Source organism: Rufibacter roseolus (assembly GCF_017916365.1).
GTDB lineage: Bacteria > Bacteroidota > Bacteroidia > Cytophagales > Hymenobacteraceae > Nibribacter > Nibribacter roseolus.
Window position 1 is genome coordinate 32824 of record NZ_JAFMSU010000002.1, and the last position, 15498, is coordinate 48321.

Here is a 15498-nt window from a genome sequence, read left to right on the forward strand (position 1 = left end):
GGTTACTGGATGGATAGGATTTCTAACTTGCAGGTAGGTTTTCTACAAATTCTCAAATCGCCCTCTGGCACCATAAAAGCTTCTTATAAATGAAAAAACTCTTCATTTGGATTCTGGCAAGCGTACCGTTCTTCTCTTCCGCTCAGGTCTCTAAAAAAACTGAAGTATCTCCTGTGGATCTGGTGAACCCCCTGATGGGCACCGATTCCAAGCCTGAACTCTCCAACGGGAATACCTACCCGGCGGTGGCTGTGCCCTGGGGCATGAACCTATGGACGCCCCAGACGGGTACCATGGGCAACGGTTGGGCCTACACCTACGCCGCCGACAAAATCCGGGGCTTCAAGCAGACGCACCAGCCGTCGCCCTGGATGAATGACTACGGCCAGTTCGTGATCATGCCGGTGACCGGAAAGATGAAGTTCGATCAGGATGGGCGCGCCAGCTGGTACTCCCACAAGTCTGAGACGGCCAAGCCTTACTACTACGGCGTCTACCTGGCTGATCATGACGTGACCGCCGAACTCACCCCCACCGAGCGTGCCGCCCAGTTCCGCTTCACCTATCCCAAATCTGACAGCTCTTTCATCGTGATAGATGCGCTGGACAAAGGCTCGTACGTGAAGGTGCTGCCCAAAGAGCGGAAGATTGTGGGGTACACCACCAAATACGCCCGCGGCCCGCTGAAGGAGTTCAAGAACCACTTCGTCATCTACGTTGACAAACCTATTATTCTGGCCCGTACTTTCCGCGGCAAGACGCTGACTGGCAGAGATTCCCTGGAACTGACCTCCAACCATTCGGGGGCGGTGATCGGGTTCAAGACGGCCAAAGGCGAAAAGGTGAACCTGAAAGTGGCTTCTTCTTTCATCAGCCAGGAGCAGGCCGAGCTGAACCTGAGCCGCGAGCTGGCGCAGGACAACTTCGATGCGACCATGGCCAAAGCCCGGGAGCGCTGGGAGAAGACCCTGGGCCGTATCAAGGTGGAGGGTGGTACCGAGGAACAGCAACGCACCTTCTACTCCTGCTTGTATCGCACGCTGTTCTTCCCTCACAAGATGTATGAGCTGAACGCCGCGAACAAGGCAGTGCACTACAGCCCCTACACCGGCAAGGTGCACGACGGTTACCGCTTCGCCGGAACCGGTTTCTGGGACACGTTCCGGGCCTTGTATCCTTTCCTGAACCTCATGTACCCCGCCATCAACAAGGAGATGCAGGAGGGCCTGATCAACGACTACAAGGAGGGTGGCTGGCTGCCCGAGTGGTCCAGCCCGGGTTACTCAGACATCATGATCGGGAACAACTCGGCCTCGGTAGTGGCGGATGCTTACATGAAAGGTTTGCGTGGCTATGACATTGAGAAACTCTACGAGGCGCTGGTGCACGGGGCCAATAACGAAGGCCCAATTACCGCCATCGGCCGCAAGGGCGTGGAGTATTACAACAAGCTGGGTTACGTGCCCTACGATGTGAACATCAACGAGAACGCCGCCCGCACCCTGGAGTATGCTTATGACGACTTTGCCATCTACCAACTGGCCAAAGCCCTGAAGAGACCAGAGGCCGAGATTGACCTCTATGCCAAGCGCAGCCAGAACTACCGCAACCTCTATGACCCGGCTACTGGCCTGATGCGCGGCAAGAACAAGGACGGCAAGTTCCAGGCTCCGTTCAACCCCTTCAAGTGGGGCGACGCCTTCACCGAGGGTAATAGCTGGCACTATTCCTGGAGCGTGTTCCATGACGTGCAGGGCCTCATTGACCTGATGGGAGGCAAGCAGAACTTTGTGAAGAAGCTGGACTCAGTGTTCACCCTACCGCCGGTGTTCGATGACTCCTACTACGGCGGCGTGATCCACGAGATCCGCGAGATGCAGATCGCTAACATGGGCCAGTACGCACACGGCAACCAGCCCATCCAGCACATGACCTACCTTTACAACTTCGCTGGGGAGCCCTGGAAAACCCAGTACTGGGCACGCGAGACCATGAACCGCATGTACAAGCCCACGCCAGACGGCTACTGCGGCGACGAAGACAACGGCCAGACCTCGGCCTGGTACGTGTTCTCAGCCATGGGCTTCTACCCGGTTTGTCCCGGCACCGACCAGTACGTGCTCGGCGCGCCGCTCTTCCCCAAGATGACCCTGGAGCTGGAGAACGGCAAGAAGGTGGAGATTGAGGCCCCGGCCAACTCTGCGCAGAATCTGTACGTGCAAGACCTGAAATTAAACGGCAAGAAGCACGAGAAAAACTGGGTGGGTCACTTCGAGTTGATGAAAGGCGCCAAACTGCTCTTCGACATGGCTGACAAACCCAACACCAAACGTGGAACCGAGGAAAGCGCCCTGCCTTTCTCATTCTCTAAACCACAGTACGTGACCCAGAACGGGGAATAGACTGGAAGAGAAGCAACCCTAAGAAGTAAATCAATCCTCTGGTGAGCGGGGTTCAGTATCCCTGCTCATGAGAGGGTTGATCAGGAAGTCCAAAATTTAGCAGAAGGAAATAGTTTAAGTAAGGCAAAGCACAGGTCTTGGTTAACCTGCGCGGGGCTTTCACCAGGTTCAAAATCATATTTTATGAATCATACAACAGTAGTGGGAATTGATGTAGGAGGTTCGCATATCTCCGCAGCCCTTGTGGATATGGAAACGAGTGCCCTTGTTTCGGGAAGCTACGTGAGGAAGGAAATAAACACCCAGGGCTCGGTAAACGAGATCATAGACAACTGGTGTGAGGTCATACAGCAGGCCCAGAAGTTTGACGGCACTTTCTCCGGTAAAATAGGGATTGCCATGCCGGGTCCTTTTGATTACCCCAACGGCGTTTCCCTCATCAAAGACCAGAACAAATATGACATCCTCTACAAACTCAATGTAAAGGAGTTGCTGGCCGAGAAGCTCCTGATGCAGGCTGATGACATCCGGTTTCTGAACGATGCCGAGTGCTTTCTGCTGGGCGAGGTGTTCTGCGGAGCAGCCCAAGGGGTGGAGCAGGTGCTGGGATTGACTTTAGGTACTGGCCTGGGCTCTGCCTGGTGCCACCACGGCAAAGTGGAAGACGCGGATCTCTGGAACTCGCCCTTCAAAGAAGGCATCGCTGAGGATTACCTGTCTACCCGCTGGTTCGTGAATCGGTTCTTTGAACTCACCGGTCAGAAAGTGACCGGAGTAAAAGAACTCGCTGACCTGGCGCCTCAAAACCAAACCGTGCAGACCGTTTTTGATGAGTTTGGACAGAATCTGGCCGATTTCATAAAAACAGCCGTGGAACGCAATGACGCAGTAATGGTGGTGATCGGCGGGAACATCTCCAAAGCCTATCCTCTGTTCTCCGGGGAACTGGAGAAGCACCTGCAAGACGCGGCTTTGCACATTCCCATCCGGGTCGCCGAGTTGGGGGAGGAGTCGGCCTTGATTGGGGCGGCCAGTTCCTGGAAAGGCAGCTTCCTGGAGAAAGAGGAAGTTGCGAATGCCATAAGAAAGTAAATCTGTTTTATCTCTATTTCTGAAGTATTATGAAACGCTTACTCCTGGGTTCTTTATTTTTCGTGGGTTCGCTAACCGCGCGCGCGCAGGCTGGGCAACCGGGAAAGAACATTGCCCGCATAGATGACTGGACCTACATAGGGGCCTACATAAGCAAGGATTCTGTCACCAAAGGGCCTTACACCCTTATTTTTTATAACCGGGACCTGGCTTTCGCGCAGCAGGGCGAACAGATCAAAAAACGGATGATGGATGCCTTCTTTAAAGTGTATCCTCAGGAAGCGGCCCGGTTCAACCCCAACACCACCAAAAAAGTCACCTTCATCATTGACCCGGCTTACCAGGGAGTGGCGGCGGCTAGTGATGGCATTATCCGGTATAACCCGGGTTGGATGCTGCAGCACCCCGGCGACATTGATGTGGTTACCCATGAGGTGTTCCATTTGGTACAGGCCTATCCGCATGACGCGGGCCCGGGTTGGCTCACTGAGGGCATCACGGATTACGTGCGCTACAAATTCGGGGTAGACAATGCCGGCGGAGGCTGGTCTTTGACACCTTTCAAACCGGAGCACCACTACACCAACAGCTACCGCATCACCGGCCGTTTCTTGGCGTGGCTGGAAAAGAACAAGAACCCCAAGATAGTAGACACCTTGGATGCCGCCCTACGGAAGAAAACTTATACGCCTGAGCTTTGGGTGAAACTGACCGGCAAAACCGTGGATGAATTGTGGCAGCAGTACGCCACGAATCCTGCTTTGTGATCAAAGTGCAACTATTTTATGGGCATAGGGCAGCAGACAAATCTTACTTCTTGTCTGGATAAATGCACGTTTGCTAAAACGTTTTATGACCTTGCTCTAACCTTTTGATTAGCTTTTCTGATTTCAGCTTGTTTTCTGTAAAACAGCAGAAAACCGGCATGGATCAGTTTTGATTACGCTTACGCTTTCAAATGTTTTACCCCAGACACAGATGAAACTAAGATCCCTCGTCCTTTCCTTTTTTTGCCTTTGGAGCGCCTTACTCTACGCCGGTACGCCCAACCTGGTGCAGTATGTGAACACCTTGCAGGGTACCAACTCGTCGTTTGACCTGACCCGCGGCAATACCTACCCAACTACCGCGCTGCCGTTTGCCATGCACACCTGGACCCCCCAAACCGGGCAGAACGGCGACGGCTGGAAATACCAATATTCCAAAAACACCATCAGAGGTTTTCAGCAGGCGCACCAGTGCAGTTCCTGGTCCAATGACTACGCGGTGTTCTCCCTGATGCCGGTGATCGGGAAACTGGAGGTACACGAGGACAAAAGGGCCACCAAGTTCAGCCACGCCAATGAGGTTGCCAAACCTCACTACTACAAGGTAAAGCTGGACAACAACATCACCACCGAGATGTCGCCTACGGAGCGCGGAGTGCACGCCCGTTTCTCGTTTACTAAGACCGAGGGTTCCTACATCGTGCTGGATGGGTACACCGGCGCCAGCATGGTGAAGATCATTCCCAAGGAGCGCAAGATCATCGGGTACGTGCACAACGGCCGAGGGCTGAAGGACAACTTCAAAAGCTATTTCGTGGTCGTTTTTGACAAACCTTTCATAAATCAGGGAACCTGGGAAAACAAAGGTGGCAAAATCTCCGCGGGCAATCTGTCCGGCGAAGGGCAGGGTATTGGCGCGTACGTGCAGTTCAAAGATGGTGAAAAAGTGCAGGCGAAAGTGGCCTCTTCGTACATCAGCCCGGAGCAGGCCGAACTCACTTTAAGCAGAGAATTGGGCAAGCACAAGAAACTGGAAGACACCAAAGCCGCCGCCGAAGCAGTCTGGAACAAGCACCTGAGCCGCGTGATGGTAGAGGGCGGTACTGAAGAAGAAAAGGCTACCTTTTATTCCTGCTTTTTCCGGGCAAGTTTGTTTTCGCGCCAATTTTTTGAATACGACAAAGACGGCAAGCCTTACTATTTCAGTCCGTATGACGGCAAAGTGCACGAAGGTTACATGTACACCGATACTGGTTTCTGGGACACCTTCCGGGCGCAGTTTCCGCTGAACTCTATCCTGCACCCCACCATGCACGGCCGCTACATGGTGGCGCTGCTGGATGCCAAGGACCAGTGCGGTTGGTTGCCGTCCTGGTCGTTCCCCGGCGAGGCGGGCAGTATGATCGGAAACCACGCCATCTCGCTTCTCACCGATGCCTGGGTGAAAAACATCCGCACCTTTGATCCCAAGCGCGCCTTGGACGCCTATTACCACGAGGCCACGAACAAAGGCCCTTGGGGACCCGCCAACGGCCGCGAAGGTTGGAAAGACTACTACACGCTGGGCTACGTTTCCATGCCGCGGCACGGCGAAGCCACCGCGAAAACCCTGGAATACGCCTACGACGATTTCTGCGGCTACCAACTGGCCAAACTCACGGGCAACTCTTTTTATGAGCAGCTCTTCGCCCGGAATATGTACAACTACAAAAACGTGTATGACCCCAGCACCGGGTTCATGCGCGGCCGCAAAGAAAATGGTGAGTGGCTGCCCAATTTCGATCCGGTGGAGTGGGGCGGCCCTTTCACCGAGGGCAACGCCTGGCACTGGCAGTGGTCGGTGTTCCAGGATATCCAAGGGTTGATCAAACTGATGGGCGGCGAGAAGCGGTTCACGGCCAAGCTGGACTCGGTGTTCAGTGTGCCCAACACGGTGAAGGTGGGTTCCTACGGCCGCATGATCCACGAAATGACCGAGATGGTGATGGCCAACATGGGCCAGTACGCGCACGGCAACCAGCCCATCCAGCACATGCCGTACCTCTACAACTACGGCGGTGAGCCCTGGAAATCGCAGGAGAAAGTGCGCATGGTGATGGACCGCCTGTACAACTCCACCGAGAACGGTTACCCCGGCGACGAGGACCAGGGGCAGACGTCTTCCTGGTACGTGCTGAGCGCTATGGGCATCTACAGCGTGTGCCCCGGCACCGACCAGTATGTCATCGGGAGCCCGGTGTTCCAGAAAGCCACCGTCACGCTGGAGAACGGCAAGAAGTTTACCGTGGAAGCCAAAAACAACAGCAAGCAGAACGTGTACATCCAGTCGGCTACGCTCAACGGCAAACCCTATGACCACAACTATATCCGGCACGCCGACATCGTGGCGGGCGGAACACTGAGCTTCGTGATGGGCGACAAACCAGCCTTGAACCGGGGCATCAAAGCCGAAAACAAGCCTTTCTCGTTATCGGCTCCTGGCCAAGGACAGGAGATAGAATTAGGCAAGAAGTAGACCTTGTTTTCAACCCAGAATCAGGTGCGCTCAATTGCTTTGTCCAACGGGGCATTCATCACTCAAACGAAAGAAAATGAATAAGTTCAAGTGTCTCTCTTTGTCAGCGTTGGTGTTGTTGCTGCTTGGTTGCGGCAGCGAGAAGGAAGAGGAGGAGGTAACCCCAACCAAACCCGTGGAAACGGCTTCCTTCACCGCCGCCGATGTGAACACCGCCTATACTGCGTTTAACACCCATTTTTACAATCCGGAGGCAAAACTGTATTACAGCACCTCGGCCAAGACTGGGTTGGGCGCCATCTGGACGCAGGCCATTTACTGGGACATCGCCATGGATGCCTATAACCGCACCAAAGACGCGAATCAGTTGAAACTGGTGAATGATATGTACCAGGGCGGATTTCAGGAGTACGACGGCTATAACTGGAACAACACCCGCGAGTGGTTTATCTATGATGACATGATGTGGTGGATCATCTCGCTGGCTCGGGCGTACCAGATCACCGGCAACCAGGTGTACCTGGACAAAGCCAAAGAAGGATTCCAGAACGTATGGGGTAGATCCTATGACCCCGTGAACGGCGGCATGTTCTGGAATTTTGCGAAAGACGGCAAGAACGCCTGCATCAATTACCCCACAGTTATCGCGGCCATGGAGCTGTACAAGATTACCAAAGACGAGCAGTACCTGGACAAAGCCAAGACCATTTACTCGTGGGCCAGAGCCAATCTGTTCAACAACGGCCGGGTGGCCGATAACATCCACGTGGTCCAGGGCAACGTGGGCTGGAGCGATTACACCTACAACCAGGGAACCTGCATCGGGGCCGCGGTGATGCTGTACAAAGCCACCGGCACCGAGTCTTATCTGAATGACGCCAAACTGGCCGCCGATTACACGAAGCAGAAGATGAGCGACGCCAACGGCATTCTTCCCGCCGAGGGCGACTGGAACGAGCAAGGGGTCTTGAAAGCCATTTTCGGGCGCTACATCATGATGCTCATCAAAGACGCGAACCAGCCCCAGTACCTTCCCTGGATTCAGGACAACATCACCCTGGCCTGGAAAAACCGGGATAAAGCCCGTGATCTCACTTTCAGAGACTACCGGGTGGCTTGCCCCACCGGCACCATTCAGTCCTACGAGGCCAGCAGCGTGGTGGGCATGATGCAGGTGTGCCCTCCCAAGGAATAGCTTTAGTTTATCCAAAGGCTTTCAACTGTAACCCCCATGGTCCTGAAATCAAGAGTCGCTTTCTTTCTGAGTGGTGCCCTGCTGTTGGGGTTGAGAAGCCATGCCCAGCTGAAAGCCCCTAAACCCGATAGCGAGAAAACCGCCTTCCAGATTGCCGATGCCTGGGCGCCAGATTACGATGTGCGTTCCGATGTGGCCATTGTCTACGGCATCCATGACGCGGGCGGCGACTTTGAAGGCCGCGTGAAAAGCTGGCGCGACAAAGGCTACAAAGTGCATTTCATGACGGGCATCGCCTGGGGCGAGTACCAGGATTTCTTCACTGGCAAATACGATGGCAAAACCCACTGGGAAGACGGTCAGGTCATGCAAAACGGCGAAACCATCTGGCACGGCAAAGACGTGCCCTACGTGGTTCCCTCGGCCACTTACCTCACCTACATGAAAGCCTTGGTGAAAAGAGCCATTGATGCCGGCGTGACCGCCGTGCACCTGGAGGAACCGGAGTTCTGGGCCCGGGCCGGTTATGGGCCTTCTTTTAAAAAAGAGTGGGAAAAACAGTACGGCTTCCCCTGGATGGCCCAGGACGAATCTCCCGAGGCTACCTACCTTTCCTCCAAACTAAAATACCAACTCTACTTCAACGCCCTGAAAGAGGTGTTTGCCTACGTGCGATCCTACAGTCAAAGCAAAGGCGTCACCGTCAAGTGTTACGTACCCACCCACTCGCTCATCAACTATTCTTCCTGGGCCATTGTGAGCCCCGAGGCCAGTCTGGCGAATCTGGAAGGAATGGACGGCTACATCGCGCAGGTCTGGACCGGCACTTCGCGGGAGCCTATCCACTTCAACGGCGTGTTGAAAGAGCGCGTGTTTGAGAATGCTTTTCTGGAGTACGGTTCCATGGTGTCGATGACGGCACCCACCGGCCGCAAGATGTTCTTCCTCACCGATCCCATCGAGGACCGCCGCCAAACCTGGGACGACTACAAACGAAACTACGAGGCCACCTTTACCGCGCAACTGCTGTACCCCACGGTGGCTTCGTACGAGGTGATGCCCTGGCCCAAACGCATCTACCTGGGCAAGTTCAAGATGGAAAATAGCAATGAGACCCAGCCCATCCCCAGAACCTACGCCACCCAGATGCAGGTGATGGTGAACTCCCTCAACGACATGCCTCTGTCTTCGAACCAAGTAAACGGCACCAAGGGCATTGACATTCTGCTGGGTAATTCCATGATGTTTCAGCGGTTTCCCACCCACAAAGGCTACGAAGATCCGCAGCTTTCCAACTTCTACGGCATGGTGATGCCCTTCCTGAAACAGGGTATTCCGGTGGGAACGGTGCACATGGAGAACCTGGGCCTGGACCAAACCCTGAAGAACACCAAAGTGCTCATCATGAGCTACGCCAACATGAAACCCATGTCGCCTGTTTCGCATGAGGTTTTGGCAAAATGGGTCAAAAACGGCGGCGTGTTGGTGTACGTGGGCCGCGACCATGACCCTTTCCAAACGGTAAAAGAATGGTGGAACACGGGCGGAAAAACCTACAAAGCGCCTTCAGAGCACCTCTTGGAGCAACTGGGCATCACAGAGACCTCGGGGAAACAGAACTACTCCGTAGGCAAAGGCAAAGTGTACCTCCTGCGCCGCGATCCCAAAGAACTCGTGTTGCAATCCGGCGAGGATGCAGATTTCATCTCTTTGGTGATAAACGCCTTTGAAACAGATGCCAAAGCGGGAAAGGTCATTACCAAGAATCATTTCCTGTTGCAACGGGGACCTTTTGACATCGCGGCGGTTCTGGACGAAAGCGTGGGCGATACTCCATTAACAATATCCGGTCCGGTAGTAGACTTGTTTGATCCTGAGTTGCCGGTGCTTCCAGAGAAAGTGGTGAAGCCGGGCCAGCAGGCCTACCTCTATAACCTCACCCGCCTGAAAAGCAAAAAAGAGCCATCGGTGCTGTGTGCCGCCTCACGGGTGTACGAGGAAAAGAAAGGGAAAACTTCTTATTCCTTCCTGACCAAAAGCCCTTCCAACACCAGAAACGCCATGCGCATGGTACTTCCCGCTGAACCCAAAACCATCACCCTAACCGATGCCGGTGGCCAGAAACTCGCAGACGTGAAAACCGCCTGGCACAAGGACACCAACACCTACCTGGTGCAGTTTGAGAATGACAGCCGCGGCATCAGGGTGCAGGTGAATTGGTGATCTCCAGCCCTGTGCTTCCCTTGGATAAAATGCAGAAAACCTTAACTTTAGCATAGCCTCTATTACCCCTGAAAAGTCCTTTTTATAATAAGCTAACAAACCTTTCTTCCACCTAAGTATGAAAAGAATCAGTCTGTTTTTGTTTCTGGTATGGTTGCCCCAACTGGTGCTCACGGCACAGGATCTCCGGGCGCCCGCTTACCCCTTGGTCACGCATAACCCTTATTTCAGTATCTGGTCTTTTGGCGATGATTTGTCAAAATCGGCCACAAAACACTGGACTGGCCAGGAGACGCCTCTGATTGGCATGGTGAAGGTAGATGGCGCAGTGTACCGGTTCCTGGGCCAGGAGGCCAAAGTGTACCAATCGGTGCTTCCGGCGGCCGACGAGAAAGCCTATTCTTTCACCTATACTGAAAACGAGCCCGGTGCTGGCTGGCAGTCAGCCCAGTTCAACGCGTCTGGCTGGAAAACCGGGGCAGCGCCTTTCGGGGATGACAAGACCCAGGCCAAAACACCCTGGGAGAGCAGCAATCTCTGGGTGAGAAGAACCTTCTCTTTTTCCGAGGCCGATGCCGGGAAACTGTTCCTCAAACTGAACCATGACGACAACGTGGAAGTCTACCTTAACGGCGAGGAAATCTACCGCCACGTGGGGTGGGTGCATAAGTACGAGTACATTCCCATCAAGCCTGAGGTCGCCAAAAAGCTGAAGAAAGAAGGCAATGTGCTGGCCATCCACGTGGCTAATACCGCCGGCGGCCGCTGGCTGGATGCCGGTTTGGTGCGCGAGGAAACCACCAAGGAGTACGCCAAGGTGATTCCGGCCGTGCAGAAAAGCGTGCAACTGAACGCCACCCAAACCATCTACCAATTCACCTGCGGCAAAGTGGACGTGACCGCCACCTTCACTTCACCGCTGCTCATGAACAACCTGGATGTGCTGGCCCGGCCGGTGTCATACGTGTCCATGAAGGTGAAGTCAAATGACAAGGTGGCCCACAACGTGCAGCTGTACCTGGGGGCTTCCTCAGACATCGCGGTGAACACCCCAGACCAGGAAGTGACCACGCAGGAGTACACCGCCGAGAAACTCTCTATCCTGAAAGCCGGTACCAAGGCCCAGCCCATGCTGCAGAAGAAAGGCGATGATGTGCGCATTGACTGGGGATACCTGTACGTGGCGGTGCCAGCTTCGGCGAAAGCCAACCAGTACGTGAGCTCAGTAGGAAAAGCGGTAGCGCCTTTTCTATCCGCCACAACCCCGGCGGTGCAGAACACGGAGCAGGGCAGAAGCCTGATGTTAAGCACCATCGTGCCGTTGGGCAAAGTAGGTCCTGAGGCCAAAGAGCAGGTTTTTCTTTTAGGATATGATGAGGTGTACGCCGTCCAGTACTTCAAGCAGAACCTGCGCCCTTGGTGGAAAGAAAGTGAAGCCGCCACTATTGAAAAAGAAATGGCCCAGGCTTCCGCCGATTACGCCAAGACCATCAAGCAGTGCGAGGCTTTTGACAAGCAGCTGTACCAAGACGCCCAGAAATCCGGCGGAAAAGAGTACGCCGATCTTTGTGAGTTGGCTTACCGCCAAGCCATCGCGGCCCACATTCTGGTGAAAAGTCCGCAGGGCGAAATTCTGTTCCTGTCCAAGGAAAACTTCAGCAACGGCTCCATCAACACCGTGGATGTGACCTATCCTTCGGCGCCGCTGTTTCTCGTTTATAACCCAGATTTATTAAAAGGCATGCTAAACGGCATCTTCTACTACAGCGAGAGCGGTCAGTGGAAAAAGCCTTTCCCGGCGCATGACCTGGGCACGTACCCCATTGCCAACGGCCAGACATACGGCGAGGACATGCCGGTGGAGGAAGCAGGTAACATGCTCATCCTTACTGCGGCTATCGCGAAGGCGGAAGGTAACGCCGAGTACGCCCGCAAGCACTGGGAAACCCTCACCACCTGGGCCGAGTTTCTCAAGAAAAGCGGTTTTGATCCCGAGAACCAACTCTCCACCGATGACTTTGCCGGGCACCTGGCCCGCAACGCGAATTTGTCGGTGAAAGCGATTGAAGCCCTGGGGGCCTACGGCATGTTGGCTCAAATGCTGGGCAAGGCCGAGGTGGCCAAGCAGTACACCAACGAACCCAAGGAGATGGCCCAGAAGTGGATGCAACTGGCCGGCGACGGCGACCACTTTACCCTTGCTTTCGAGAACAAGGGTACCTGGAGCCAGAAATACAACCTGGCCTGGGACGATATCCTGGATTTGAACATCTTCCCTAAAACCGTGCGTGAAACGGAAGTGAAGTACTACCTCACCAAACAACAGCCTTTCGGGCTGCCGCTGGACAGCCGCAAGACCTACACCAAATCTGACTGGATCATCTGGACCGCCACCCTTTCAGATAACCCCAAAGACTTCAAAGCCATCATCACGCCCGTCTGGAAATACGCAAACGAAACCCCTTCCCGGGTGCCCATCAGTGACTGGCACGAGACCGTCAACGGAAGAATGACCGGGTTCCAGGCCCGCTCTGTGGTAGGCGGGTATTTTATGAAAATGCTGGAGGATAAACTAAACAAACAGCCGCTGCAGAGCGCCAACACCAAATAAAAATCAGCCAGGCCAACCAGCGAAACAGACGGATACTTTGTATATTTTGTGGCGCCTTTGATTCCTCATCCGGGCTGCCTTCAGGAAGACTGAAGGCAGCCTTTCTAAATTCATCCTTGAGTCTATGCCTTTAAAAACAACCCTTAAAAAAGTCATTCTCGGTAGCTTGCTGTCTGGCGTAGTTTTGCCTGCTTTTTCCCAAAATGTGGCTAAAACGGTTCCTAATAAAACCGCTAAAACGGTTGAGAAAACCACCGCCGGCAACCCGGTTTTCCCCGGCTGGTACGCCGATCCGGAGGGTGCCATCTTCGGGAAGAAGTACTGGATCTATCCCACCTTCTCGGCAGTCTATGAAAAGCAGGTGTTCTTTGATGCCTTCTCCTCGCCGGACCTGGTGAACTGGACCAAACACGCCCGCATCCTGGACACCACGGCGGTGAAATGGGCCAAGAAAGCCATCTGGGCCCCGGCTATCGTGGAGAAAAAAGGCAAGTACTTTCTGTTCTTCGGGGCCAATGACATCCAGAGTGACAATGAAATAGGGGGTATCGGGGTGGCGGTGGCCAACAAACCGGAAGGCCCTTTCAAAGATTACCTGGGGAAACCGCTGATAGACAAATTCCACAACGGCGCGCAGCCTATTGACCAGTTCGTGTTCAAAGACAAAGACGGCCAGTACTACATGATTTACGGTGGCTGGCGGCACTGCAACATCGCCAAACTGAAGGACGATTTCACCGGTTTCACAACTTTTGAGGATGGAACTACCTTCAAGGAAATCACCCCGGAAGGCTACGTTGAAGGCCCGTTCATGTTTGAGAAAGGTGGCAAGTATTACTTCATGTGGTCTGAGGGCGGCTGGGGCGGCCCCGATTACCGGGTAGCCTACGCCATCGCTGATTCTCCCATGGGACCTTTTAAGCGCATCAGCACTATCCTGGCGCAGGACCCGCAGGTTGCCACCAGCGCCGGGCACCACTCCGTGATGCATGATCCCAAGTCAGATGACTGGTACATTGTCTACCACCGCAGACCCCTGGGCGATACAGGTAGGGACCACCGGGTGACCTGCATTGACCGCATGACCTTTGACGAGAAAGGCTTTATTCAGCCGGTGAAAATCACCCAGGAAGGCGTAGCGAAGCAGAAAATCAAATAAGCTAATCCTACTCAGGAGAAAGCTTTTCACCACGATATCAAAAAAGATCAACCTACATGAACAGGAGAACCTTTATTCAAAGCTCAGCCTTTTTAAGCGCCGGCGCTGTTATTGCCCCCATGTCTTTATTTGCCTCGCCGGCTGATTTTCCGGTGGTGCGGGTGCCGGCGGCCAAGCGTAATTTCCAGAGTAAATCGGTGGAGGCGGCTATCAAGGAGTTCCGGAAGAACGTGAAAGACAAAGAGCTGGGCTGGCTGTTTGAGAACTGTTTCCCCAGCACCCTGGATACCACCGTCACCCATAAAAACAACAACGGAAAACCCGATACCTACGTCATCACTGGCGACATTGACGCCATGTGGATGCGCGACAGCTCGGCCCAGGTGTGGCCCTACCTCCAATTCCTGAAAAAAGACGAACCGCTTCGGCAGCTGGTGGCCGGGGTGATCAACCGGCAGACCACGTACATCCTCAAAGACCCTTATGCGAACGCGTTTTACGGTGACGAAAACAAAGTAGGGGAGTGGAAGACGGACCTGACCAACATGAAACCCGGCGTGCACGAGCGCAAGTGGGAGATCGATTCTTTGTGTTACCCCATCCGGCTGGCCTACCATTACTGGAAAGAAACCGGCGACACCAAGCCCTTTGATGCGCAGTGGCAGCAGGCCATCCAAGCCATCTACAAAACCTTCCGGGAGCAGCAGCGCAAAGAAAACTTGGGCCCTTATAAATTCCAGCGAGTTACGCATGCCCCCACCGATACCCTGCCCATGGCCGGCTACGGTTTCCCGGTGAAACCCGTGGGACTCATCTGCTCCGCATTTAGGCCCAGCGATGATGCCACCATTTACTCCTTTCTGGTGCCTTCCAACTTCTTCGCGGTGGTGAGCCTTAGACAGGCCGCCGAGATGCTGAATGCCATCGCAAAAGACAAGAATACCGCAGATACTCTGTTGGCCTTGGCTTCTGAGGTGGAGAAAGCCTTGCAAACCCACGCAGTAATGGACCATCCCCAGCACGGTAGAATCTACGCCTTTGAAGTGGACGGTTTCGGGAATTACTATTTCATGGACGATGCCAACGTGCCTAGCCTGCTGTCCTTGCCGTACCTGGGGGCAGTTTCCGTTTCTGACCCGGTTTACCAAAACACCCGCAAATACATCCTGTCTGAGAACAACCCGTTCTTCTTCAAAGGCACTGCCGCCGAAGGCATTGGTGGTCCGCACGTGGGGCAGGACATGATCTGGCCCATGGCCATCACCATGCGCGGCCTCACCTCCACCGATGCCCAGGAAGTGAAAACCTGTATTGAGATGCTGAAAGCCACCCACGCCGGAACCGGGTTCATGCACGAGAGTTTCCATAAGGATGACCCTAAAAAGTTCAGCCGCTCCTGGTTTGCCTGGGCCAACACCCTCTTCGGGGAGTTCCTCTGGAAAACCTACCAGGAGAATCCTAAGCTGCTGGCGTAATCTTCAAGGAAGAAACTAGCGGAAAGGCCTGCAATGAAAGCGCCCCTGGTTTCGGGCAC

The 15498-nt window shown here is 54.3% G+C and carries 9 protein-coding genes; all 9 read left to right on the forward strand.

All coding sequences use genetic code 11. The features are described 5' to 3' along the window. Nucleotides 1-89: 89 nt before the first annotated feature. The 9 genes from J3P35_RS09240 to J3P35_RS09280 all read left to right on the forward strand — a co-directional run bounded on the left by J3P35_RS09240 (nt 90) and on the right by J3P35_RS09280 (nt 15439). A complete protein-coding gene (locus J3P35_RS09240; protein WP_210464222.1) occupies nt 90-2402 on the forward strand; it encodes a GH92 family glycosyl hydrolase in 2313 nt (770 codons plus the stop codon). A gap of 183 nt (nt 2403-2585) precedes the next feature. Next, nucleotides 2586-3494: an ROK family protein gene (locus J3P35_RS09245; protein ID WP_210464224.1), complete on the forward strand. Its 909-nt coding sequence runs from the start codon at nt 2586-2588 to the stop codon at nt 3492-3494. Nucleotides 3495-3523: 29 nt separating this feature from the next. Continuing rightward, a complete protein-coding gene (locus J3P35_RS09250) occupies nt 3524-4261 on the forward strand; it encodes a basic secretory protein-like protein (protein ID WP_210464226.1) in 738 nt (245 codons plus the stop codon). Between the two features lie 211 nt (nt 4262-4472). Beyond that, nucleotides 4473-6776 (forward strand): GH92 family glycosyl hydrolase, encoded by a 2304-nt coding sequence (locus J3P35_RS09255; RefSeq protein ID WP_210464227.1) that lies wholly within the window; start codon nt 4473-4475, stop codon nt 6774-6776. Nucleotides 6777-6852: 76 nt separating this feature from the next. After that, entirely contained in the window at nt 6853-7971 is a 1119-nt protein-coding gene (locus tag J3P35_RS09260) for a glycoside hydrolase family 76 protein (RefSeq protein WP_210464229.1), read from the forward strand. A gap of 36 nt (nt 7972-8007) precedes the next feature. Beyond that, nucleotides 8008-10194: a hypothetical protein gene (locus J3P35_RS09265; protein ID WP_210464231.1), complete on the forward strand. Its 2187-nt coding sequence runs from the start codon at nt 8008-8010 to the stop codon at nt 10192-10194. A gap of 118 nt (nt 10195-10312) precedes the next feature. Then, nucleotides 10313-12805 carry a glutaminase family protein gene (locus J3P35_RS09270; protein ID WP_210464233.1) on the forward strand — a complete coding sequence of 831 codons (2493 nt, stop codon included), beginning with the start codon at nt 10313-10315 and terminating at the stop codon, nt 12803-12805. A 205-nt stretch (nt 12806-13010) separates the two neighbouring features. Beyond that, on the forward strand, nt 13011-13964 hold the full coding sequence (locus tag J3P35_RS09275; protein ID WP_317195365.1) for a glycoside hydrolase family 43 protein: 954 nt from the start codon (nt 13011-13013) through the stop codon (nt 13962-13964). Nucleotides 13965-14020: 56 nt separating this feature from the next. Then, nucleotides 14021-15439, forward strand: coding sequence for a glycoside hydrolase family 125 protein (locus J3P35_RS09280; protein WP_210464238.1), 1419 nt, complete (start codon nt 14021-14023; stop codon nt 15437-15439). Nucleotides 15440-15498 lie beyond the last annotated feature (59 nt).

Excerpts from the sequence above, each read along its gene's own strand:
- J3P35_RS09240 (WP_210464222.1), top strand. The coding sequence starts at position 90 with ATGAAAAAACTCTTCATTTGGATTCTGGCAAGCGTACCGTTCTTCTCT.
- J3P35_RS09245 (WP_210464224.1), top strand. The coding sequence starts at position 2,586 with ATGAATCATACAACAGTAGTGGGAATTGATGTAGGAGGTTCGCATATC.
- J3P35_RS09250 (WP_210464226.1), top strand. The coding sequence starts at position 3,524 with ATGAAACGCTTACTCCTGGGTTCTTTATTTTTCGTGGGTTCGCTAACC.
- J3P35_RS09255 (WP_210464227.1), top strand. The coding sequence starts at position 4,473 with ATGAAACTAAGATCCCTCGTCCTTTCCTTTTTTTGCCTTTGGAGCGCC.
- J3P35_RS09260 (WP_210464229.1), top strand. The coding sequence starts at position 6,853 with ATGAATAAGTTCAAGTGTCTCTCTTTGTCAGCGTTGGTGTTGTTGCTG.
- J3P35_RS09265 (WP_210464231.1), top strand. The coding sequence starts at position 8,008 with ATGGTCCTGAAATCAAGAGTCGCTTTCTTTCTGAGTGGTGCCCTGCTG.
- J3P35_RS09270 (WP_210464233.1), top strand. The coding sequence starts at position 10,313 with ATGAAAAGAATCAGTCTGTTTTTGTTTCTGGTATGGTTGCCCCAACTG.
- J3P35_RS09280 (WP_210464238.1), top strand. The coding sequence starts at position 14,021 with ATGAACAGGAGAACCTTTATTCAAAGCTCAGCCTTTTTAAGCGCCGGC.